This is a genomic window from Fictibacillus enclensis (assembly GCF_030123385.1).
GTDB classification, from domain to species: domain Bacteria; phylum Bacillota; class Bacilli; order Bacillales; family Fictibacillaceae; genus Fictibacillus_C; species Fictibacillus_C enclensis.
Genome location: NZ_CP126109.1, coordinates 4,773,903 through 4,797,066, shown reverse-complemented (window position 1 = coordinate 4,797,066; position 23,164 = coordinate 4,773,903). Strand labels below are relative to the sequence as shown.

Below are 23,164 nucleotides of genomic sequence, written 5' to 3'. Positions count from 1 at the left end.
AAAAGTTTTTAAAAAGGGGTTTTCTTACATGCAATTATTTATACTGGCGGATGATCTCACGGGTGCAAATGATTCCGGCGTCCAATTGTCAAAACAAGGCTTTCGGTCCAACGTTTGGTTTGATGCCTCCCGGGGAGAGGAAGATCCGGCTGATGTGGTGATTTATGATACGGACAGCCGGGCTGTACAGGAAGAAACAGCATATAACCGGGCACGGCAGGCGGTTACCTTTCTTGAAAATAGAGAGGATGTCCATGTATATAAAAAAATAGATTCTACCCTCAGGGGGAATATCGGAAGCGAGCTGAAAGCCGTAAGTGACGGCTACAGGCCGGAAATGGTAGTGATTTCTCCGGCCTTCCCGAAGCTCAAAAGGCAGACCATCAACGGCACTCTGTTTGTTGACGGATGTCCTGTGGAAAAAACGGAGTTTGGGAGAGACCCAAAAACGCCAGTGAACGAAAGCCATATTCCCACGCTTCTTACGGGGCATGCCACTGGTCAGATTCAAACGATCGATACACAGCTGCTGTCCCGTTCAATTCCGGAGGTCAAAGCAGCTGTCGCTCAAGCGCTGGATGAAGGGAAAACATGGTTTGTCTGTGATGCTGAAAGCGAAGAGCATTTAAAGAAAACAGCATCTGTATTTGCATCCTTCCAAAAAAAAGCGCTGTGGGCAGGATCAGCAGGATTGATTGAATACCTTCCGGATGCGCTTGGCCTGCAACCCCCGAAAGAAGCGAATGATGAAACAAGGGAAATCGGACAAACCCTGACCGTTTCTGCGAGCTTGTCGGGGACAACAAAAACCCAGCTTGCCAGGGTAAAAGAAATGAATGACATCTGCATGCTCGAAATGGATCCTGCCGATCTTATCCAAAAAACATATGATGTGCAGACGATTGTGGATGAGGTAAAGCAAAAGAAGGAACAAAAGCATTTTCTCCTTTATGTTGACAGCTGCGAGGAGAATAGGAAAGCGGCAGAAAAGCTCAGTGTTCAACTGAACATGGACAAAAATCAGATTGGTGAAGCCATTTCAAGAGAGCTTGGCCGCATTGCCCGAAGCCTTTTAATTGAGTTTCCTGCCATACAAGGACTGGTTTTGACAGGTGGAGATACGGCCAAGGCGGTATGTTCAGAGCTTGGCATGGACAGGATGGAGCTCCGGTCCGAAATCGAGGCAGGCTTGCCTATCGGCAAATTAAGCAACGAAAACAGTGAATATTGGGCGGTCACCAAGGCTGGTGGATTCGGAAACGAACAATCCTTGGTGCACGCGTTGAAATACATGACAGGAGAGGTGCTGGAATATGAGTCAAAATCATAAAAGTATTGTCGGAATTACTATGGGAGACGCAGCCGGAGTTGGACCGGAAATTATTTTAAAAAGTCTCGCTCACCAGGAAATTTATGATCTTTGTGCACCGTTTGTGATTGGTGATGCAAAAATACTCGAGCGAGCAAAAAGCTATGTGAACAGCGAGCTTGCCGTTCAAACGATCACAGAAGAAGAACTGGACAACCCTGATTTTCAGTTTGGAACGGTCTACTGTCTGGATCTGAATCTTTTACCTGGAGATCTTCCGGTAGGAGAAGTGTCCTCCATTGCCGGACATGCTGCGTTTGAATATTTAAGCAAAGCCATTGACCTGGCCAACCAAAAGAGAATCGATGCGATTTGTACTGCTCCTCTTAATAAAGAGGCATTGCATAAAGGCGGCCACAAGTATCCTGGCCACACGGAAATCCTTGCTGAATTGACCAACACCGACGAATTTTCCATGATGCTTTCTGCGCCGAATTTAAAAGTCATTCATGTGACCACTCATGTTGGCATTTTGGATGCGGTGAAGATGATCAATCCTGAACGAGTGTACCGTGTCATCAAACTGGCTCATGATACATTGAAAAAGTCAGGCATTGAAACACCGAGGATTGCGGTCTGCGGTATTAACCCGCATGCGGGAGAGAATGGATTGTTCGGCTATGGAGAAGAAGAGGAAAAAGTAATCCCAGGCGTCCGGAAAGCTCAGGAAGAAGGCATTAAGGTAGTTGGCCCGCTTCCTGCAGACACCTTGTTTTTCCGCACAGTTCGCGGTGACTTTGATATCGTCGTCGCCATGTACCATGACCAGGGCCACGGGCCTGTAAAAGTGCTCGGGCTCGATGCCGGCGTGAACATTACCGTCGGGCTTCCGATCATCCGTACCAGCGTCGATCATGGAACAGCCTTCGATATTGCCGGAAAAGGCATTGCCGAAGAAAAAAGCATGTCCGAGGCGCTTCGCCAGGCGGTTGAACTGGCTCCAAAAAGAGTTTAATCATTTAAAAGAGGAAGAGAAGGCAGAAGATGCTTTCTCTTTTTTTGTTCTTTATGAAAATGATGTGATATGCAACTATTTTTTGTCGAACCGCAAGTAATTCCACCAAAAGCGCAACTAAATCATGTCGAACCGCAAGTAATGTGCTCCATTCCGCAACTAATCACCCACCTTGGTTCCAACTTACTATGCCACCCTGCTTCCTATCTACCTCCCCCTGCCTAACACCCACGACCATTTCCTCATTTTGGAAAAATGAAGCCTATGTGATTGAATTTTCAGAATACGTCTCTTACAATGGACGCAAAGTTAGGCATCTTTACTAACTAACCATTTTTTTATCCCCACTTTTATTTCCACATCAAGAGGCCTCATCATCCCATTGATCAAAAGAAAACTAAATAAAAGGAGAGAAGTGATGAAATCCAATCACAAGGGCGGGACCGCCTTTATGAAGGAAAAGAACAAGCGATGTGTTCTCCGTTGTGTAAAAGAAAAAGGACCGATCTCCCGCTCTGAAGTCGCCGATCAGCTTCAGCTGTCCAAACCGACCGTTTCTGCCCTTGTGGAGGAGCTTCTTCAGGAAAATTGGCTAAAAGAAGTCGGACCGGGAAGCGCAGGCCTGGCGGGCGGGCGAAAGCCGATCCAGCTGTTATTCAACTCCAGGGCGGCTCACGTCATCGGAATCGATATGGGGGGCACAAAGGTAAGGGCGGGCATCTGTGATCTCGATGGCCAACTGCTTGCTGTCGATGAATTTCCAACCCAAACCCAAAAGAAATCGCTTTTGAAAGCATTGAAGCAAAACGTAGAAAACCTTTTGAATCAAGCTTCCCTAAAGCCCGATGACATCCTCGGCATGGGCATTGGCGCGCCCGGAATGACGGATACAGAAAAAGGAGTAGTAATTGATGCTCCTAGTTTGAGCTGGACGCAGTATCCTTTAAAAAAAGAGGCGGAGGCTTTATTTCCGTGGCCGGTCATGGTGGATAACGATGTGAATGTGGCGGTCCTTGGGGAACAGTGGCTTGGCGCGGCCAAAGCGATGGACCATGTGGTGCTCATTTCCATTGGTACTGGAGTAGGGTGCGGAATGCTGATCAATGGACAGCTTTACCGCGGAGCGACTTGGGCTGCTGGCGAAATCGGCTATATGGTCACAGATATGACTAAAGCGAGAAGTAAGGATCTTCCGCCACCACATGAGGGGTACGGCTATTTAGAACAATATGTGGGAGGCGCCGGAATCGTCCAGAGCATGAAGCAGGAACTAAAAGACCAGCCAGAGTCGCTCTTTCCAAATCATTTCTCCGCAAAGGATGTTTTTCAAAAAGCGAAGGATGGAGACCGGACAGCAGGTAAGGTCATTGATGAGGTAATTGATCATATTGGATTTGCTGTAGCCAACATGATTTCAATTATAAATCCTGAAGTTGTTCTTTTAGGAGGTGGCATTTCAAGAAGTGCTGATTGGTTTTTGCCCAGAATTCAGAAGACCATCCAAGATTTTGCTTCGGTATCGGCCCCGGTGCTTCCCACAGCTTTGGGAGAAAACCTCGGGGTTGTCGGTGCTGTATCGCTTGTGCTCAGGGAAACGGAAAGTGTACTTAAAGAGCTGTAAAAAGGAGATGGATTCATGAAACGTTTCATGGCTGTTATGATGTCTGTCCTGTTGACCTCTGCCTTGATAGTTCCAGCCAGTGCGCAGGAACAAACAGCAAGTGAAAAGCCGAAAGATCTCTGGAGTGCGTTAAAGCCCCTTGATACCATCATCAGTTTCCTTAATACAGGCGCCCACCCGGACGATGAGCGAAGCGACCTGCTTGCCTACTTATCCCGTGGAAAAGGGGTAAGGACGGCGAGCCTGATCGCGAACCGTGGAGAAGGAGGCCAGAATGAAATCGGTAACGAGCTCGGAAATGCGCTCGGCATCATTCGTTCAAGAGAACTGATTGAAGCCTCAAAAGTGACAGGGGTAACGGTGTACCACCTCAGCCGCAAACCGAGCGATGAAATTTATGACTTTGGGTTCTCCAAATCAAAAGAAGAAACGCTGGCGAAATGGGGAGAACAAACTGCCTATGAACGGGTCATCCGCATGATTCGTACATACCGCCCGGATATTGTTATGCCCTCGTTTTTGGATGTGGATACGGAGCACGGCCACCACAGAACGATGAATTACCTGACGATTAAAGCCTATCAGGATGCTGCAGATCCCAATGTGTTTCCGGAGCAGCTGAAAGAAGGGCTCAAGCCATGGGCCATCAAGAAGCTTTATCTGCCTTCCGACCAGAAAAATGCGACCACTTCCTTTGAAATCGGCATGATGGATGACGTATATGGCAAAACCTATCCGCAAATCGGTGAAGAATCCCGTTTTCTTCACAAAAGCCAGGGGATGGGCCAGGACATACCTGCTGTACCAAGAACCATCAACCTGAAGCTTGAGAAATCCAGAGTGGGAACACCAGGAAAAGAACAAACTCTTTTTAATGAGATTCCTTATGATTTTAAAGAGTATGCCGGAACGCTCAGCGATAAACGTGTGAAGAAGAAGCTGGTAAAGCTGCAGGAAGAGTTTGATGGGATGATTGAAGAATATCCGAACAGAGCGGCGATTGCCAAAGATGTATATCCGGCCATCAAGCATACCGAAAAGCTGGAGAAACTTGTGAAAAACAGCTCAATGCCAACGGAAACAAAGAGTGATTTGCTTTTCCGTCTCGATATTAAAGAAAAGCAGCTTATGAATTTGGCGGCAGAAGCATCCAATGTGGATGTGCGTGTGGATCTCAACCAGCCTGTACTTGTTCAGGGCGGCTCTGCAAGAGTCACCGTCACTGTAAAAAATAACGGAAAACAAACGCTCAAACACGTGAAGCCAGCCCTTCACCTGCCAAAAGGCTGGCAACAGGCGGGGAATGTACCAAAAACAAAGCTGAAGCGCGGCCAATCGGAAAAATTCACGTACGGAATTAAGGTTGCGAAGAATGCTTCTTATTATCAGCCGTATGATCCTTCTGTCATCACGGCCAGTATTGCCTATAAGGTTCATGGAACAACATCACAAAAAACGTATGAACCGGAACAGACAGCAGCGGTCCTGCCGGATGTATCGGTCACAAATGATCCGGAGAGCCTGGTGGTCAATACGGCCGACCTGAAAGATTCAATCCAGGTGAAGGTAGAAGCGAAAAACAATACTGCCGGAAAAGAATCAGCGGTGCTGCACCTTAATGCGCCAGAAGGCTGGAACGTGACCAACAATGATCAGGAGATTACCTTCAAGGAGAAGGGTGAAGTTCAAAATGCCACGTTTACCATAGACCTTCCTCAATCGGTAAAAGAGGACGACTACAACCTCAAGCCGGAAGTCAGGGTGAAAGGAAAACAGCTGAGCACATCGGTTCAGGTCATCTCGTACCCTCATATTGGCACCTTCTATTACTTGTATGATGCGGGAACGAAAGCAACCGCTTTTCCACTCCACTTTGATGCGGATAAAAAAATCGGCTATGTGGAAAGCGGGTTTGACAGCGTGTCCGGCAAGCTGCGTGCGGTAGGAATGAACGTTGTCTCCCTTGAAAAAGGCGAGCTGGAATCAGCGGACCTTTCCCAATTCGACACGATTGTGGTCGGCATAAGGGCATACCTCTCCAGGGAGGATTTGCTTCAGAATAACAGCAAGCTGCTGGATTTTGTGAAAAATGGCGGTCATCTGGTGGTTCAATATCACAAGCCGGAAGACAAGTGGGATGCTGAAAAATCAGCGCCGTACAAGCTCGTGATCGGCAGCCCGTCCATCCGCTGGAGGGTAACGGACGAGAATGCAAAGGTAACGATGACAAAGCCGGAACATCCTTTATTTAATACACCAAACAAAATTACCGGCAGTGACTGGGACCACTGGGTACAGGAACGGGGTCTCTATTACCCAAGTGATTGGGACAACCATTTTGAGACGTTTGTCAGTATGGCCGATCCCGGTGAGCAGCCATTTAACGGAGGCATTTTGATGGCTGACTACGGAAAAGGAAGCTATTTGTATACCAATCTCGTATGGTACCGCCAAATCCAAAACAACGTGCCGGGCGGATACCGGATTTTTACGAATTTAATTGATTACTCCAGAGAGCAGTAAGGAACTGAAGCAGGAGAGCAGCGCCTCTCCTGTTTTCCCTAATTATTTTTTAAAGGAGTGAACCGTAATGGCCGGAAAAAAAGCATTATCCTCTATAGCAGGTGCTGTTCTCAGTTTATCGCTGTTCTTAAGCGGATGCATGGCGGGCAGCCAGACCGACAAAGCGAGCGGAGATAAAAGCAAGAGTAATTTGGAAGAAAAGGTTGTTATCTATTCACCGCACGGCAAGGATATTCTGCAGGAATTTGAAAAAAAGTTTGAAGCTAAAAATCCGAATGTCGATGTGGAATGGCTCGATATCGGATCCCAGGAAGTGCTGGACCGGGTTCGTTCGGAAAAGAAAAATCCTCAGGCCGATGTTTGGTGGGGCGCTCCTTCTGTCATGTTCAACCAGGCGAAGGGGGAAGGGCTGTTGGAGCCGTATAAACCAACGTACGCCAAGGCACTCAAAGATGAGTTTCATGACAAAGACTGGGCATGGAGCGGAACGAGCCAGACCCCCGAAGTCATCATGTACAACAGCAAGAAGCTATCAAAGGGAGAAGCACCAAAGGACTGGGATGACCTCTTGGATCCCAAATGGAAGGATAAAATTATTATTCGTTATCCTCTCGCATCCGGAACGATGAATACCATTTTCTCCGCAATGATATACCGCGATTACAAAGATTCAAAGGATCCCAAGAAAGGCTTCGAGTGGCTGCAAAAGCTTGATGCCAACACGAAAGAGTATTCCGCGAACCCTGAAATCATGTACAGCAAAGTGGCCAAAGGGGAAGGAACGGTATCGGTTTGGGATATGCCGGACGTTGTCATGCTGAAGGAAGAAAAAAATTATCCGTTTGACTTTGTCATTCCCGAGAGCGGGACTCCTGTACTGACCGAAGGAATCGCTCTTGTGAAAAATGCCAAACATCCAAAAGCGGCAAAAGAGTTCTATGAGTTTGTAAACTCCAAGGAAGCCAACAAAATTCTGGCCGAAAAGCATTACCGCATCCCGACCCGTACGGATATTGATAATCTGCCAAAATGGATTGAAGACACAAAAATCAAGCCAATGGATATCGACTGGAAGGTCTTTGAAAGCCAGTCCAACGGGTGGATGGAATATTGGGATAACAACATTAAAAACAAAGAAAAAGAACAAAAAGAGTAGTTTTTCGAGGAGAGGGGGAGCTGGACATGTCATCCGTAACGCTGAAAAACATCACAAAGTCATTTAAAACCGTTCAGGCGGTAAAAGAACTCAGTCTGGACATTCAAAAAGGGGAATTCTTTACCTTTCTGGGTCCGAGCGGCTGCGGAAAAACGACGACACTCCGGATGATTGCCGGGTTTTATTACCCTACAACAGGTTCCATTTTCTTCGGGGACCGGGAAATGACGAAAGTCGCCCCGGAAAAGCGCAATACCGGCATGGTTTTTCAAAATTATGCCCTGTTTCCACACATGACGGTTTTTGAAAATGTCGCATTCGGTTTGAAGGTCCGGAAGCTGGCATCGGCCGAGGTGAAAAGGAGAGTAGAGGAAACGCTTGCCAAAGTCCGGCTGGATGCTTTTATTAAGCGGCAGGTGAGCCAGTTGAGCGGGGGCCAGCAGCAGCGGGTGGCCCTCGCCCGCTCTCTGGTCATTCAACCGGAAATCCTGTTGCTCGATGAGCCGCTAAGTAACCTGGATGCCAGGCTGAGAGATGAGATGAGAACGGAAATTTTACGGCTGCAGCGGGACTATGGAATTACCACCATTTATGTTACGCATGATCAAATCGAGGCGCTCTCGATGAGTGACCGGATTGCTGTGTTTAATGCGGGAGAATGCCAGCAAATCGGCACGCCCAAAGAAATTTACAACGAACCGGCCAATGACTTTGTGGCCTCTTTTATCGGGGAGACGAACTTGATTCCGGTCCAGATGGAGGGGCGGGAAGGAGAAACACTTCAGTTTTCATGGGAGGATGACAACAACAAGAGGCTTATGGCAGAGATGCCGGCTGCGTTTTCTGAAGAAAAGCTTTTGTCGGTTTCGATCCGGCCCGAGGCGGTAGAGGTGTACGGGGAGCCCCCTGTAAATCTGCAAAACGTGTATGAGGGAAACATCGAGCTGGCCCAGTTTACAGGAGCCTCTCTTAATCTCTTTATCTCACTTGGTGGAAAAGTGGTGCAGGCGATGGTGCTGAACACCATGGCACAACCGGAGCCCGAGCCCGGGGACCGGGTGTGGGTACGGCTTCCTGAATCCCGTGTGCGTGTGGTTACTCGTGTGCTGGAGCCAAAGGAAGGACGGAGGATTTCATGAAGAACCGGGACCATCGTTTTACACTTCTCCTTTTGATTCCGGTAGTTCTTGTTCTGGTGGCGTACGTTCTCTATCCATCGCTGCGCACACTAATTGAGAGCTTTCAAAACAAGGAAGGCTGGAGCGGCGGAAATTACAAAGATTTCTTTGGCTCTGAAAGCCGGTCCAACCTGCAGGCGCTGTGGAATTCGGTCTATATCTCCCTTTTGAGTGTTTTCTTTTCCGCTTTGATCGGTGTGCCGCTTGCCTTTATTTTTAACAAATATGAATTTCCGGGCAGGAGCTTCTTCTCGAGCGCTGCCATCCTTCCGATTGTGCTTCCGTCACTTGTCGGAGTGATGGCGTTCATGTTTTTGTACGGAGAGTCGGGGCTTGTTCCCAATGCGATGAAAGACCTGTTCGGACTGAAAAATGTGCCGTTTAAAATCGGCGGTGTGTCCGGCATCCTTATCGTTCATGCGTATACGATGTACGTTTACTTTTATATGACCGTCTCGAGCACAATCCGGAGCATTGATCCGTCTCTTGAGGAAGCGGCATACAACCTGGGCGCCAGCCGGATGACCGTGTTCAGAAAGGTGACGCTTCCCCTTTTGACCCCCGCGATTGTGGGAGCATCGCTTTTGGTGTTTATGACCTCCATGGCTTCTTTTAGCGCTCCTTTCCTGCTGGCGGGGGGCTTCAGGGTGCTCAGTCTGCAAATCTATTTTTCAAAAGTAAACGGTAACCTGTCCATGGCTGCCACCCAATCTGTCATTTTATCCATCGTATCCATCTCATTTTTGCTGTTCATGAGATGGTACCAGAACCGGCGTGATTACCGGATGGCAAGCAAGGGAATCGGCGCTCACCGCAGTGAAATCAAAAATCCTTTGTTAAAAGGACTGATGGTTGCGGTTGGGATTGTGGGTGTCATCATTCTTCTTCTTCCGCACATGACCATTCTGATCCTGTCGCTCGTCCCGGACGGCACGTGGACGTATCAAACCTATCCTTCCGTGTTTAATGGAGAAAATTATTTATTTTTATTTACAGAGCCAAAAATATGGGATCCGGTGCGGAACAGCTTGATTCTGGCGTTTCTGGCCACGCTCGGAAATCTGGTGTTTGGCGTGCTGACGTCTTATGTCCTCGTGAAACGAAAGTTTGTCGGCAAGAATATGCTGGATATTATGGTGATGCTTCCGTGGGCATTGCCTGCTACGGTGGTGGGGATGAATCTCGTGCTGGCGTTTAATGAATCCTCCATATTTACGTTTGGGCATATCCTGGTGGGCACCTTCTGGATTTTGCCGCTTGCCTATTTTATCCGGCATATCCCGCTTGTTGTCCGCTCTACTAACGCTACACTCGAACAGCTGGATGACTCCCTTGAAGAAGCGGCCCGCAACCTCGGGGCCAAGTGGTTTTATCTGTTTCGGAGAGTCGTGCTTCCACTTGTGATGCCGGGAGTGATGGCCGGCACGCTGCTGGCATTTGTGGAAGCGGTCGGCGAATTCCCCACGTCGGTTTTGCTGTATACGCTCGGCAACCGGCCGATCTCAATTGAAATTATGAACCAGCTCCGCATGTTCAACATGGGGCAGGCGGCCGCCTATGGAATGATTCAAATCAGCCTGATCGGCCTGGTGCTGTTCATTTCGAACAAGTTTTTCGGCATCAAAGCCGAGCGGTCCCTCTAATGCAGAAGGAGGACACTAAAAATGAAATTTAAGGAAGCATTTATAAAGGAAGAAGGACGAACATTTCCGGGGAAAACGTATGAGGAACATTTACTAAAGCATGTGTTCAATGATCAGCGCGATTACCTGTTTACCGAGATGTTTGCCATTCACAGGGCGCATGTCGTGATGCTTGCCGAGCAGAATATCATTAAAAAGGAGGAAGCGGCGAAGATCCTGGCGGGTGTGGAAAAAGTAAGGCAGATCGACTGCAGCCAGCTGATTTATGATCCTCTTTTTGAAGACTTGTTTTTTATGATGGAAAGCAGGCTTGCCGATGAAATCGGGTCGGACCTTGCTGGGAAAGTTCACATCGCCAGAAGCCGGAATGATATGGGTGTCGCGATGTACCGGCTCGTGTTACGGCGCCATATTTTAACGCTCATTGATCATGCACTCGGGCTTGGTGATGCGCTGTTGGAACAGGCAAAGGAGCATACCAAAACTGTGATGACCGCCTATACACATACCCAGCCGGCCCAGCCCACCACGCTTGGCCATTATTTGTTGGCGGTCTACGACATACTGAACCGGGACATTCGCCGGCTTTGGTCAGCTTATCACACGGTTAATGCTTCTCCGATGGGCGCGGCTGCGCTCTCCACGACCAGCTTTCCCATCAGCAGAGACCGGATCCGTGAACTTCTTGGGTTTAGAGGTGTTGTTGAAAACTCCTATGATGCCATTGCAGGTGGAGACTACTTATTGGAGACGGCATCTGCTGTAATGATCCTCATGACCGATACCGGCCGCTGGATTCAGGATTTTCTTCAGCAGGCGACCAGGGAGTTTGGTGTTATTCGTGTAGCCGATCCCTACGTGCAGATTTCAAGCATCATGCCGCAAAAACGAAATCCGGTGTCGATTGAACATTCCCGCTCGTTGGCCAGTTCGGCCGCTGCCGAAGCGATGGCTGCCATTCATATGATCCATAATACGCCGTTTGGAGATATTGTGGATACAGAAGATGACCTGCAGCCTCACTTGTACCGAAGCTATGATAAAGCCTCCCGCGTCCTTAAGCTCATGAAAGCTGTAATCACAACGATGGAAGTGGATGTGGAAAAAATGAAACAGCGGGCAAACCAGTCCTTCATCACGATCACCGAGCTTTCAGATGTGCTGGCCCGCGATAAGGAAGTGCCTTTCCGCAAAGCCCACCAAATTGCCAGTGTGGTTTCTAAAAATTGCGCAGCGGCTGTTAAAGAGCTGTATGAAGTTTCGGCAGACACGGTAAACGGCTGGATCAAACCATTTTTTGATGTGACTTTAACCAACGAAGAGTGGGCGGCAATCACAAATCCGCTGGAATTTGTGCAGCGGCGAAGGATTCAGGGAGGCACTAACCCCGTGGAAGTCAGCAGAATGATTTCGGAACGCGAAAAGACCCATGAGAAGCTGGCCCAAAGACTTGCAGACGAGCAGTCCTACTTAAATCAGTGCAGCCAGCTGCTGGATACAGCCGTTCAAGACAGGATTGCAGGTAAATAGTAAAGAGATTCAGGGCTTTAGCAAATGATGCATCATGCGGTCAGGATCATCAAAAAATTGCTTCATCACTTGATAATGCTGGGTTTCCTCCAAGTTCACCTCTTGCATCCCATCTTCACTCAGTTCCACGATTTTGGCTGAAGGATACGCCATCATAATGGGCGAGTGGGTGGCAATGATAAATTGCGAATGGTCATTGACGAGCTCATGAATCCTGGAAACCATGGACAGCTGCCTGAGGGGCGAAAGGGCAGCTTCCGGCTCGTCCAGAATATAAATCCCGTTTCCCCTGAACCGGTTTAAGAAGGTGGCGAAAAAGGATTCACCATGGGACTGTTCATGAAGGGATTTTCCGCCATACGAATCAATTAATCTGGCTCCTCCCGGTTCACTGTCCAGTTCCTCGATGTTTGTCGCCACATTATAGAAACTCTCCGCACGCAAAAAGAAACCGTCTTTCGGCCGTTCCATCCCTCTGACGACCGTCAAATACTCGTCAAGAGCCGAATGTGAATCATAGGTTGAAAAATTAAAATTCAAAGAACCACCCTCGGCATTAAAGCCTAAAGAGAGGGCGATCGCTTCAAGCAGGGTGGATTTTCCCATACCGTTTTCACCAACAATAAAAGTAACCTCCGGATGGAGCTCCAGTTCGTTCAACGATTTTACAGCCGCCAAATTGAAAGGAAAAGAATTGAATCCCGGAACCTTGTTCCGGTTCAGCCGGATGCTTCGGAAATAAGGAGAATACAGATCCAAGATATCTACCTCCGATCTAAAAGATAATATCCATATTATAGTATAATGAGAGAAACAGGAGGTGCCTGAAATGAAACGATCCAAAAATTACACGGTCATGTTCCTTCTTCTTTCTTCTGCATCGGTCTCAGGGGGTATGGGGTTCCATCAATACGTTGAGTATGCGCCAACCATTGGCTATGGACTCGCTTTCCTTTTTCTCCTTGCGGCTGCCTTTGCACAAGGAAAAAGGGAGGAACAAAAGAATTGTTAATGAGTTTCAGACCGTACATAAGGTTCTATAGCAAGTTGAAGCCCCTCCATGTTAGGGCTTTTTTATTCGGTACTCGAAATGTTTTATAAAACGAACGAAGGGTATTTCATATATAGAAAATTTTAGAAGTAAGCAATAGGAGATGAGTATATGCGGATTTTTAAAGACTGGCTGCTCTTTAGAATCATACTCATGATCGCTTTTATCATTATCGGAGTCAAAGAATATCCTTCAGCTCGTTCCTTTTTCATGTTTGGTGTGGTAGCAATAGGGATTATTTCATTCTTTTTTTCAGCTCCGCCCCCGTCTAAAAGGGATAAAACAGTAGGTTGGATCCTTGGAATTATTATGTTTTTCGTCGTGGTTATCTCAGGATTGTTAGCTAATTAACGGGACCCGTTTTCCCAATCGTTCATATACTGGTATGCAGGCTGAAATGATATAAAAAGGGGAGCGGACAGCCATGAATATTACGTTACCCGTTCCATCCCGCTGGGGAATCAGCGCAGATGTCGGCGGCAGGCCGCTTGTCTGGGGAACGGTAGAAATCCATTCGATCATGGATCATAAAATTGAAGGAAGCATCAATTTCAGAGGGATACCCATTCCCGTTCAAGGCTATTGGACAGAGAACACCAGGCATCTTATGTTTGATTCACCGTATGCCACGTTTTCGGGCAATCTCTCCATTTTTGATGATTTTTCGATCCATACCCGGCATTTTCTGATTAACGGACGGCTGCAGATGAAGCAAACGTCCATGATGGCTGGTGAGTATGGAACATGGGTGGCCTCCACCAATGCGCCCCTGGGCCAGGGAGGCGGCACACCACAAGGCCAAAGCCAGATACCTCCTGTGGGAGCGTTTACCACCTCCGATTACCTGAACGGTGCGGTGAACAGAGGACAGCAAACAGCTGAATGAGAATTTCTCATTCAGCTGTTTTTAACCAAGGATGTTTATGTATAGGTTGTTGCAGTGCCAACTTTCCTGAAATCTATACTCTTTTCGCTTGTATGATGTACCGGTCAGGCGCATGTCCAAAGTAATCAAATGGATAACAAGTGGTAAGTGTCAGCCTTTCAGTCTTCGTTGGCACGATAACACTCCTGTCATCTTTATCCGTTATCCAATGTTTTTCAACCACATACCAGTACACCTTATTATTCATTTTTACAGCGAGCTTATCTCCCGGTTGTATGCTGTCCAAGCCAATAAAAACGGTATCCCGATGACCACTTAAAACTACATGACCTTTCTCTCCTGGGGTAACCGTATACTTCCGGTTCGAATACATTCCAACCCCTTTCTTCAACGCTTTCTCATCCGTTCCCCAATACACCGAAAATTTCTTTCCCATTTTGGGAATGATGAGTTCTGCCATTTTTTCACCAGCGTTATAGGAGGGAGGTTCTTTCTTTTTTCTTGGTTTCGGTGGCGTCGTTATTGTTTCTTTTTTGGGATTTTGACTCTCAACCGTTTTATCAATACTTTTATACTTTTTAATCTCTTTCTGTGTCAGTGCTTCTGCCGATTGGCGGGCCAAAAACCAATTAAATAAATGATAACCGGAAAACGTGAGCCCGATAATGATCAAAGCAATACCTATTTTCCTCATCATGCCTTCTCCTTATATCAATAATAAGAAAAAGAGCGGGCTCAGTCCCGCTCTTCGTTGTAATAAATTATCGAACTTTCTTACGAGCGAAAGCTAACAGTACACCCATTCCAGCTAATAAAGCTCCACCTGCAGCTGCAATTGGTTCATTCGAAGCAGTTTCAGGCATTTCTCCACCATCAGATGAAGAAGAAGTTGAGTTCCCAGTACTTGAGCTGCTGCTGCTTGTATTTCTGTTATCGCTAGCTGAGTCATCGCTTGAGTTATTGTCACTGTTATTATTTTTGCTGGCTACAAAAGAATCATATTCGCTCTTGCTTACTTCACAAGGAAGTCCATCACTATCCCGGTCCAAATCATGCGGGTCGTTATTAGCATTATACCCATTGCTATGCCAAAATTCCATTACCGCTTGATGGCTGGAAAAATCCGAACAGTTCTTATCTCCTGGCCCAGCCGCATCTACCTGAAGTCCAGTAGCAGAAGATACTCCCAATGCAACAATCCCAACAAGTGCCAACCTTTTCATCTTGTCGCCTTCCTTCTCTGTGATTTTTTTCTCTTACTGTGGTTATTTCTAACCGCTTTCATCATACTGTGTCAAATATTGGAAAACAATCCTACTTTTGTCGGTTTTTAAATGATATTGACGAAAAATGTAGATATTTATAAATAGAACTTTTGGATTATGTAATAAAAGTCCGTTTGCCAGCGAAATCTAAAGATCTTCTCTTGTTTGTGATTTAAAATTTTTATAGTTTAAATAACTTCCCGATTAACCAAACTTTTAAACAGCCTCTGTGGATATTTTTCGAAAATTCAAACTCTCAATAATTTATAGCAGGTAAGCAAAAAAACTCTTCCGATGCTTATTAGCAACGAAAGAGTTTTAGCTGTTCAAAAATATAAAAAGTTAATAATCGTTAAGAAACCTGCCTGTCACGATGCTGGCCGGCAGCCACTTGCGATTGTGCTCCCGGAATCAAGCCCAGGAGGTAACCAACTAGTGCTCCGACGATGGCCGGAACCACCCAGCCGAGTCCTGCATCATAGAGCGGCAGCACGTGTGAGAAAAAGGAATTGACAGCCGGGATGGATAGCTTGGCTGCATTTAAACCATCAAATACAGAAACAATAAACGTAAACAGTAAGCTGATTTGGTAAACCTGTCTGCGTCCTTTAAACAGGTTGTTTGCAAAGCTTAGAACGATAAGCATGATCGCCAGCGGATAAATGGCAGTCAGTACCGGAACAGAAATGGCGATTAGCTCATTTAATCCCAGGTTAGCGGTCAATGCACTGAAAACAGAAAGTGCAATCGCGAGGCCTTTGTACGATAGTTTTGGAAAAATGCTATGGAAATACGATGAACAGGCTGTCACCAGACCCACACTTGTGGTCAGGCAAGCCACCGTAATCATTAAGCCCAAAAACACATTTCCAAGCGACCCAAAATAGTAGTTGGCTACAGCGGAAAGAACTTCACCGCCATTGCTCAATTGGCCAAGCTTTGAAACGCTTGAAGCTCCCATGTAAGAAAGGGAGGTATAGACAATCGCGAGAACGGAAGCAGCAATGAGTGCGGCTTTCGCACAGGTAACAGCGATAACCTTCTTGTCGCTGCCTCTTTTTTCTTTAATGGCATTGATGATGATGATGCCAAAAACGAAGGCAGCGAGTGTGTCCATCGTCAAGTATCCTTCCTGAAACCCTTTAAAGAAGGAATTGGTTGCAAAGTCCTTGGTCGGTGCCTGGATCGGCCCAATTGGATGAACAAATGCGGCAATCACCAAAATACCGATAAACGTCAATTTGAGCGGTGTTAAAATTTTACCTACGATATCAACAATCTTTGTAGGATTTAGCGAAAGCAAACAGGTGATGCTGAAGAATACGACCGTAAAAATCAACAATGGTAAATGTCCGCTGTTCTGCGGCAGAAACGGTTTTACACCAATTTCAAATGATACACTCCCTGCACGAGGCAAAGCAAACAGGGGACCAATGGCAAGGTACAGAATAAATGTATACAAAGCGCTGAACCAAGGATGAACCCGGTTTCCCATATCGCGTAAATCATTGCTTCCGGAAATTCCGAAGGCAATCACACCAAGCAAAGGAACACCAACACCGGTAATCAAAAAGCCTGCGTTGGCAATCCAAACATTGCTACCTGCACTTTGTCCGAGCATAGCCGGAAAAATAAGATTACCAGCCCCAAAGAAAAGAGCAAATAACATAAGGCCAATAACCAATGTATGTGAAGACTGAGTCTTGTTGTTAAACACAAAAAACCCTCCGAATAAGAATATTGTGAATATTTAGCGCGTGTCGATTCTTGTCGACTAAACTGTCGAATACAATATACGATGATAACAACGCTCACAGAAGAAATCAAGGGGAAATTCAAAAAAGAATTTAGTAAATTTCAACTTTTCCCTTTTGAAAACCTTTTTTATTTAATTCTTAAACGGTTGAAGAAACTATATACATAAAAAAGCCCTCAAATGGGTTTTTTAAAATTAAGCTTTTCTTAAGGAAACCCCATTACATTGAAATCAGAAACTATGTACAGGGGTGTAGAGATGAAGAAAATCAACTATGTAAAGTTTGTGATTGATGTGATCATGGCAGTTACGTTCGTGCTGTTGTTTAACAAAAGGGTGTTTGGCGGGATGACGTTTCATGAAGTGGCGGGTACCGCCATCGGGGTGGCTTTTTTAACCCACATGGCACTGAATTGGCGGTGGATCAAGAATGTAACGCGTAAACTTTTTGATAAAAAGCTTCCGGGCAAAACGCGTTTCAGCTACGGCTTGAATTTGCTGCTGCTCATCTGTATGGCAACGATCATGGTCAGCGGAATTTTTGTATCAAGAGTACTATTTCCAAACGTGAACATAGGAAATGAAGGCTGGTTCAAAATGCTTCACATCTCCTTGTCTTTCCTGACCTTAATCATTGTTGGAATCCATGTGGGAATGCATTGGAAATGGGTCATCACCGTCTGGAACAAAATGTTGTCCATTAAGGAACCGAAGTCCTGGATGAACTGGGCTGCCAAAGGAGTGATGGCGGTCGTCCTGGTGTTTGGCTTCTTTCAGATCTATGAGACAGGATTCATGGCACGGGCAGCCAGTCCCTTTGACTTGGTAGGAGGAAATGCATTTGCTGCTGAAAAAGGAATGGACAGGGATGGGGATGGAGACGGTGGAAAACCGTTTAACCGACCGGTCCAAAATGATCAAAACAACGGCACGAGTGAGAACAGTGAGGGGCATGGACCGCCTGAACAGGGCTCATTCCAGCATGACCGGCCAGCTTTTGGCGAAGAGGGACACAGAGGCAGGGAAGGCTTTGGTGAACGCGGGCATGAATTTGGCGTGAATGTGAGTCCGTTGTCCGTTATTGCTACCTACACCGGAATCATGGCTGTATTCGTGATCGCTGCATACTATTTCACCCAATGGTATTCCAAAAGAAAAAGAAAAATCGTATAAGATTGGCCATTATGCCAGGCACACCAGCAGAGGTGCCTGGCATTTTTTTATTTGTTATAATTTAGAAAAAATGCTTTTCCTAGGAGGATGACCCATGGCAATGACGTACCTGGAAACGCTGCATGAAGAAATCCGGAGCCGGAAGAACCCGGCAGACGCTCTAAAAATGGCCGCATACATGAAAAATAAATTTCCCTTCGCTGGCTTGAAGTCACCCATTCTCAAAGACGTTATGAAGAATCATGTAAAAACATACGGATTGCCGGAAATGAGCATCCCAGAGATCACAAAAGCAAGCTGGAACTACAAAGAAAGAGAAATGCAGTATGTCGGCATGTTTCTCGTGGACAAGATGAAGCAAACCATCCGGGAGGAAGATCTGGACGCGCTGGAGCAAACCATAACAAACAAGTCATGGTGGGATACGGTGGATCATATCGCGAAGCATCATATGGGGCACTACATCCAGACCTATAAGCACAGAGAAAAAGAATTGGCAGAAAAGTGGATCCATTCTCCCAACATGTGGCTGAAGCGGACGGCCATTCTTTACCAGCTTGGCTATAAACAGGAGACAGATACCGACATTCTTGCCTATGTGATCCAGCAAGAAAAAGAGAACAAGGAATTTTTTATCCGCAAAGCCATTGGCTGGGCACTGCGGGAATACGCAAAAACCAATCCGGACTTTGTTGTACGGTTTGTAGATCGTACGGAACTGCAGCCTTTAAGCCGAAAAGAAGCGCTTAAGAACTTGCAGTTAACCTGATTCTCCTTGAACGTTAAGGCATACAGGATGGAAGGACTACAAGCGGAACAACTTTCGGCCTATTGTTTCTCGAACTATAGTTATTTAGTATAACCATATAACAATATTACATATTTTTAACATTCATTTAATAATTTTCCATTACTGTATTCCTGTATGCCTAAATATGTTCACAGGAGGAAGCGATCTTAATGAAGATACGTTGGAAAAGGAAAATGGCCCCTTCCGCATTAGTTCTGGCACTCGTCACCTCTGCCATCATTCCTGATACTGTCACTGCCCTTGGAGAATTTCACCTGACCTCACCTCTGATTAAAACACCCATCAATGAGTACACCGCAGATTTAGCCCCTGGTGTCCAAGAAAAACATTACAGCTATGAAAATCAAGAAGGAAAGAAGATTGAAAGCTTTGTTGTGGATGTAGACCTTCAGCACCCCGGAGTATCGGTGGAAGCCGGAACCCCAAATGACAAGGATGCCTATGACCTGCAGCCGGTCAGGGCACAGGCCAAGGCTGCCGATTCAGAGAATCACAAAGTCGTAGCCGCCGTGAATGCTGATTTTTACAACATGGCTACCGGGGAACCGCATGGCGTGATCTACAAAGATGGACGAGCTGTTAAAGAAAAGAACATGAACGGCTGGAACTTTTTTGGCATCAAGAAAAGTGGTGAAGCCATAATTGGGAACGCTTCCGAATACGAAGGGATAATGAGTGAACTAAAGGAGGCCCTCGGAGGCAACGCCATCCTGGTAAAAAACAAGCAAATCTATCAGACGCCGCAAACGGGGCAGAACATGGAGCCCCGGACCGCTGTAGGAATCAAAGAAGACGGAGATGTTTTCTTTGCCGTCATTGACGGACGTCAGGAGCCCTACTCTGCGGGAATTACGATGAAAGATTTGGCACAGCTCATGATTGACCTTGGGGCGGTTCAGGCACTTAACCTGGACGGGGGAGGCTCGTCGACATTTGCCACCCGGGAGCTTGGCGGAGATACGCTTGAGGTGGATAATCTGCCGTCTGACAGAAACGAGAGAAGTGTCGCCAACACCTGGCTTGTGGCGACCACAGAACCCTCGGACCATATTTTCCATTCCGCTTATATCAAGCCTTATGACGCGTCTTTTACCCCAGGGAGCGTGATTGATTTTGAAGCAAAAGGAAGGGACAAGTCAATGGCCTCGGCACCGCTTCCCGAAAGCGGTATGACATGGGAGCTCTCCAATCCGTCTTTTGGTGATATTGACGAAAAGGGGATTTTTACCTCGAACGGCAAGACCGGACAACTTTCCATTATTGTCAAGCATGATGGGACAGAGGTGGGACGCAGCCCGATTGAAATTGAATCGCCGGATCAACTGTTTTTCTCATCGACTGAATTAACGGTCGGGCGAAACAGTAAAACGAAATTGGATCTGGTGGCTGAATTTCATAAAAGAAAACTGTATTGGAACCGAAATGATGTGGAATTTGATATCCCTGAGGGAATGGGAACCATTGATGAGGATGGAGTTCTGCATACGGGCAGCCAAAACGTAAAAGGGACGATTACAGCAAGGTTCAAAAACACCAACTTGGAAGCAAAAATTCATATTTCGGTGGGACAGCTTCCGGTCGTTCTTCATGATTTTGAACAGGGAGCGGATGCCTGGAAAGTTTCTACCGCCAACCGCGGAGAAAAAGGAACACTGTCGGTATCACACTATCCCGGACCTGTACGCTTCGGAGATAAAGCTCTAAAGCTTGATTTTGACCTGACGAATGCCCAAAGCGGGACAACCCTTGGCGTGTATGCCGGTCCAGGGACCCCAACAGAGATTGAGGGAAATCCAACCGGCATCGGCATGTGGGTGTATGGCACGCCTGAAGCGCAAGGGTATTGGCTGAGAATGTATCTTGTAGACGGAAATGGCAAGAACCAGACAATTAATCTCACAGAAGAAAGCCCGGGAATTAACTGGACGGGCTGGAAATACATCGAAGCAGAAGTTCCCTCCTCCTTTAACGGTCCGTTTAAGCTGTCCGGCTCACAGGCCATTCGCATGATGTCTACCAAATCAGGCATTACCGGACCCATGACAAAAGGAACGCTGTATGTGGACAACATACGGGCGGTGTACGGTGAAAAAGTGGACGATCTGAATCCTCCGGTCATTGAATCGGTCAGCACGGAGGACAAAAGCTATACCACGAAAGAGGTAAATCTCACGGCGAAGGTTCATGAATACGAGGATGATCCTTTTAAAACGGGCATCGATTGGGAAAAAATCCGTGTCATTGTTGACGGAAAGGATTATTCAAAGGCAGAAGGCCACTATTCGTTTGATATGGATGGTTCTGTGTCATTAACCGGTTACCAGTGGGCAGACGGAACCCACAAAGTTATGTTTATGGTTCCGGATAAATTCGGAAATCAGGCGATTCATACGAGCTATTTCACAGTGAACACGAATAGCTCGAAAGTAGAACTGACAACAGACCAAAAAGAAGCCTATTTAGGAGAAACGTATACTCTTGATCTTAACGTAACAAAAGCTGAGGAGATCACCGGTTCTGAATTAAAACTTCAGATGGATAAGAATTTTCCTGTAAAAGATGTAGAGTTTACGGATGGTTTTTCGGATAGTTCATCAAGCTATGACGATAATACAGGGATACTTACCCTCAACCTGAAAAACAGCACGGCAGCTGGAGCCCTGAATGCGGCAGCCATTCATGTATCTGTTCCTTCGGATCTAAAAGAAGGAAGCGAGATGATGGTTGAACTGCTGGAAGGAACCATCAGCTATCAGAAACCAGTGGAAGAAACGTTCAATCCTACGTTTTCTGCCCAACCCGCAAAGGTGCCTGTAAAAGCAGCTTACCAGTTAAACGCTGAGCCGATTCTCATCGGAAAGCCAGCAACCCTATCTGTAAAAGACAACAAGGATTCAGCTGTAATCGGAGCTGATATTTATGCGGTGATTGGTGGAAGTAAGGAACCGACCCGTCTTGGACAAACAGACGCAAACGGCAGATTGACTGTTGATTCCATTACAAATGAAGTCAATGCTATCTCCCTGTATACCGTAAAGGATGGAAGGTACTCTTTTCCTTTAACGACACAGTCGTATCTACCGCTGGCGAAGGAAGAGGAAATCAAAAATATCCATGCTGCCCCTTCGGCAAACCCATTGACAACGAAAACATTGACCTGGATGTCCAGCCCGCTTGGAAAGGAAAAGGCTCCTTATGTTCAGTACGCGATCAAGGCGGACTATGAAAGACAAGGGGAGGCATCCTTCAGGAAGCGTGCCGGTACGTATAAGGACAACGTGTTCAATGGGGAGCTTGATCTCAAGAAAAACGGAATCATCCGCGTGAACACCGTAACGCTCAAAGGCTTAAAGCCGAGTACCCAATATGTTTACCGGACTGGGCCTACCGAGTCGGAGCTTCATGAATTCGAGACCCAACGTCCGAAAAAAATGTTTGAGTTTGCGGTCCTGGGAGATACACAGTCCCCTTCGGATTTGAGTCATTTTGACAAGATGCTTGCAGATCTTAACCAGAAAAAGATGCCGTTTATCATCCATGTCGGTGATTTGATTGATGAAGCATCCAAGTTCAAACAATGGGATGATACATTGGGTGTGATGAGCAAATATAAAAACATTCAGAGCACCGATATGATCTCTGTACTGGGCAACCATGAATATATGGGAGACAACAAGGCCGACCTGGCCAAATCCATATTAGGTCACCCTCAAAACGGACCGAAAGCCGATCAGGGCGGGACGTATTCCGTGGACTACAACAACATGCACATTGCTGTTCTTGGTTTTACTTCAGAAAAAGAGGTATTGGAACAACAGCTGCAATGGCTGAAACAGGATATGAGGAGTACCGATAAACCGTGGAAAATTCTCGTGACGCATCAGCCGCCATATTACACGAATCCTTTTGGCGGCAATGAGGTCATAAAAGAGAAAATTCCTCCTGTCGCAGATGAGCTCGGTATCGATATGGTATTTTCCGGACATGACCATTCCTACGGAAGGACAAAAAAGCTGAAAGCCGGAAAGGAAGACAGCAATGGAACGGTCTATGTTGTGGCAGGCACGACAGGAAACAAGCATTATGACGCAGTCGCTGATGAAAAATTCGAATATGTAAACATGGAGAACATCGCCATTTCCCTTCAGGCCAAAGTGGAGAAAGATGAGATGACGATTACAGCGATCACTTCAGACGGAGAGAAGATCGATGAGTTTACGGTGAAAAACAATGGTTACTGATGAGTG

At 46.5% G+C, this 23,164-nt stretch carries 18 protein-coding genes; 14 read left to right on the top strand and 4 right to left on the bottom strand.

The features are described from left to right. Nucleotides 1–28: 28 nt before the first annotated feature. The 8 genes from QNH15_RS24660 to argH all read left to right on the top strand — a co-directional run bounded on the left by QNH15_RS24660 (nucleotide 29) and on the right by argH (nucleotide 11,975). A complete protein-coding gene (locus QNH15_RS24660; protein WP_283891350.1) occupies nucleotides 29–1,330 on the top strand; it encodes a four-carbon acid sugar kinase family protein in 1,302 nt (433 codons plus the stop codon). After that, nucleotides 1,314–2,324: a 4-hydroxythreonine-4-phosphate dehydrogenase PdxA gene (gene pdxA, locus QNH15_RS24655; RefSeq protein ID WP_283891348.1), complete on the top strand. Its 1,011-nt coding sequence runs from the start codon at nucleotides 1,314–1,316 to the stop codon at nucleotides 2,322–2,324. The genes QNH15_RS24660 and pdxA overlap by 17 nt, the downstream gene beginning before the upstream one ends. Nucleotides 2,325–2,742: 418 nt before the next feature. Then, nucleotides 2,743–3,945 (top strand): ROK family transcriptional regulator, encoded by a 1,203-nt coding sequence (locus QNH15_RS24650; protein ID WP_283891346.1) that lies wholly within the window; start codon nucleotides 2,743–2,745, stop codon nucleotides 3,943–3,945. Nucleotides 3,946–3,960: 15 nt separating this feature from the next. Further along, nucleotides 3,961–6,468: a PIG-L family deacetylase gene (locus QNH15_RS24645; RefSeq protein WP_283891344.1), complete on the top strand. Its 2,508-nt coding sequence runs from the start codon at nucleotides 3,961–3,963 to the stop codon at nucleotides 6,466–6,468. Nucleotides 6,469–6,535: 67 nt separating this feature from the next. Continuing rightward, nucleotides 6,536–7,624 (top strand): extracellular solute-binding protein, encoded by a 1,089-nt coding sequence (locus tag QNH15_RS24640; RefSeq protein WP_283891342.1) that lies wholly within the window; start codon nucleotides 6,536–6,538, stop codon nucleotides 7,622–7,624. A gap of 26 nt (nucleotides 7,625–7,650) precedes the next feature. After that, on the top strand, nucleotides 7,651–8,763 hold the full coding sequence (locus QNH15_RS24635; RefSeq protein ID WP_283891341.1) for an ABC transporter ATP-binding protein: 1,113 nt from the start codon (nucleotides 7,651–7,653) through the stop codon (nucleotides 8,761–8,763). Further along, a complete protein-coding gene (locus QNH15_RS24630; protein WP_283891339.1) occupies nucleotides 8,760–10,445 on the top strand; it encodes an ABC transporter permease in 1,686 nt (561 codons plus the stop codon). Before QNH15_RS24635 ends, QNH15_RS24630 begins: the two co-directional genes overlap by 4 nt. A 21-nt stretch (nucleotides 10,446–10,466) precedes the next feature. Beyond that, complete coding sequence (argH, locus tag QNH15_RS24625) at nucleotides 10,467–11,975, top strand: argininosuccinate lyase (protein WP_283891337.1); 1,509 nt, start codon at nucleotides 10,467–10,469, stop codon at nucleotides 11,973–11,975. A 9-nt stretch (nucleotides 11,976–11,984) separates the two neighbouring features. Here argH and QNH15_RS24620 read toward each other — a convergent pair whose 3' ends face one another. Then, nucleotides 11,985–12,734 (bottom strand): AAA family ATPase, encoded by a 750-nt coding sequence (locus QNH15_RS24620; protein WP_283891335.1) that lies wholly within the window; start codon nucleotides 12,732–12,734, stop codon nucleotides 11,985–11,987. Nucleotides 12,735–12,804: 70 nt separating this feature from the next. Here QNH15_RS24620 and QNH15_RS24615 point away from each other — a divergent pair, with 70 nt between their 5' ends. The 3 genes from QNH15_RS24615 to QNH15_RS24605 all read left to right on the top strand — a co-directional run bounded on the left by QNH15_RS24615 (nucleotide 12,805) and on the right by QNH15_RS24605 (nucleotide 13,912). Continuing rightward, on the top strand, nucleotides 12,805–12,987 hold the full coding sequence (locus QNH15_RS24615) for a hypothetical protein (protein ID WP_283891333.1): 183 nt from the start codon (nucleotides 12,805–12,807) through the stop codon (nucleotides 12,985–12,987). A 150-nt stretch (nucleotides 12,988–13,137) separates the two neighbouring features. Next, entirely contained in the window at nucleotides 13,138–13,377 is a 240-nt protein-coding gene (locus QNH15_RS24610; RefSeq protein WP_283891331.1) for a hypothetical protein, read from the top strand. A gap of 73 nt (nucleotides 13,378–13,450) precedes the next feature. Continuing rightward, nucleotides 13,451–13,912, top strand: coding sequence for a hypothetical protein (locus QNH15_RS24605; RefSeq protein ID WP_283891329.1), 462 nt, complete (start codon nucleotides 13,451–13,453; stop codon nucleotides 13,910–13,912). Nucleotides 13,913–13,985: 73 nt separating this feature from the next. Here the strand turns inward: QNH15_RS24605 and QNH15_RS24600 are convergent, their stop codons facing one another. The 3 genes from QNH15_RS24600 to brnQ all read right to left on the bottom strand — a co-directional run bounded on the left by QNH15_RS24600 (nucleotide 13,986) and on the right by brnQ (nucleotide 16,894). After that, nucleotides 13,986–14,609, bottom strand: a complete 624-nt coding sequence (locus QNH15_RS24600) for a class D sortase (protein WP_283891327.1) — start codon at nucleotides 14,607–14,609, stop codon at nucleotides 13,986–13,988. Nucleotides 14,610–14,673: 64 nt separating this feature from the next. Further along, complete coding sequence (locus QNH15_RS24595) at nucleotides 14,674–15,135, bottom strand: excalibur calcium-binding domain-containing protein (RefSeq protein WP_283891325.1); 462 nt, start codon at nucleotides 15,133–15,135, stop codon at nucleotides 14,674–14,676. A 394-nt stretch (nucleotides 15,136–15,529) separates the two neighbouring features. Further along, nucleotides 15,530–16,894 carry a branched-chain amino acid transport system II carrier protein gene (brnQ, locus tag QNH15_RS24590; protein WP_283891323.1) on the bottom strand — a complete coding sequence of 455 codons (1,365 nt, stop codon included), beginning with the start codon at nucleotides 16,892–16,894 and terminating at the stop codon, nucleotides 15,530–15,532. A 297-nt stretch (nucleotides 16,895–17,191) separates the two neighbouring features. On the opposite strand from brnQ, the gene QNH15_RS24585 reads away from it, so the two are divergent. The 3 genes from QNH15_RS24585 (at nucleotide 17,192) to QNH15_RS24575 (ending at nucleotide 23,158) form a co-directional block, all read left to right on the top strand. Further along, a complete protein-coding gene (locus QNH15_RS24585; RefSeq protein ID WP_283891321.1) occupies nucleotides 17,192–18,106 on the top strand; it encodes a DUF4405 domain-containing protein in 915 nt (304 codons plus the stop codon). Between the two features lie 94 nt (nucleotides 18,107–18,200). Next, complete coding sequence (locus tag QNH15_RS24580; RefSeq protein ID WP_283891319.1) at nucleotides 18,201–18,875, top strand: DNA alkylation repair protein; 675 nt, start codon at nucleotides 18,201–18,203, stop codon at nucleotides 18,873–18,875. 191 nt (nucleotides 18,876–19,066) lie between these two features. Continuing rightward, complete coding sequence (locus QNH15_RS24575) at nucleotides 19,067–23,158, top strand: phosphodiester glycosidase family protein (RefSeq protein ID WP_283891318.1); 4,092 nt, start codon at nucleotides 19,067–19,069, stop codon at nucleotides 23,156–23,158. Nucleotides 23,159–23,164: the final 6 nt, after the last annotated feature.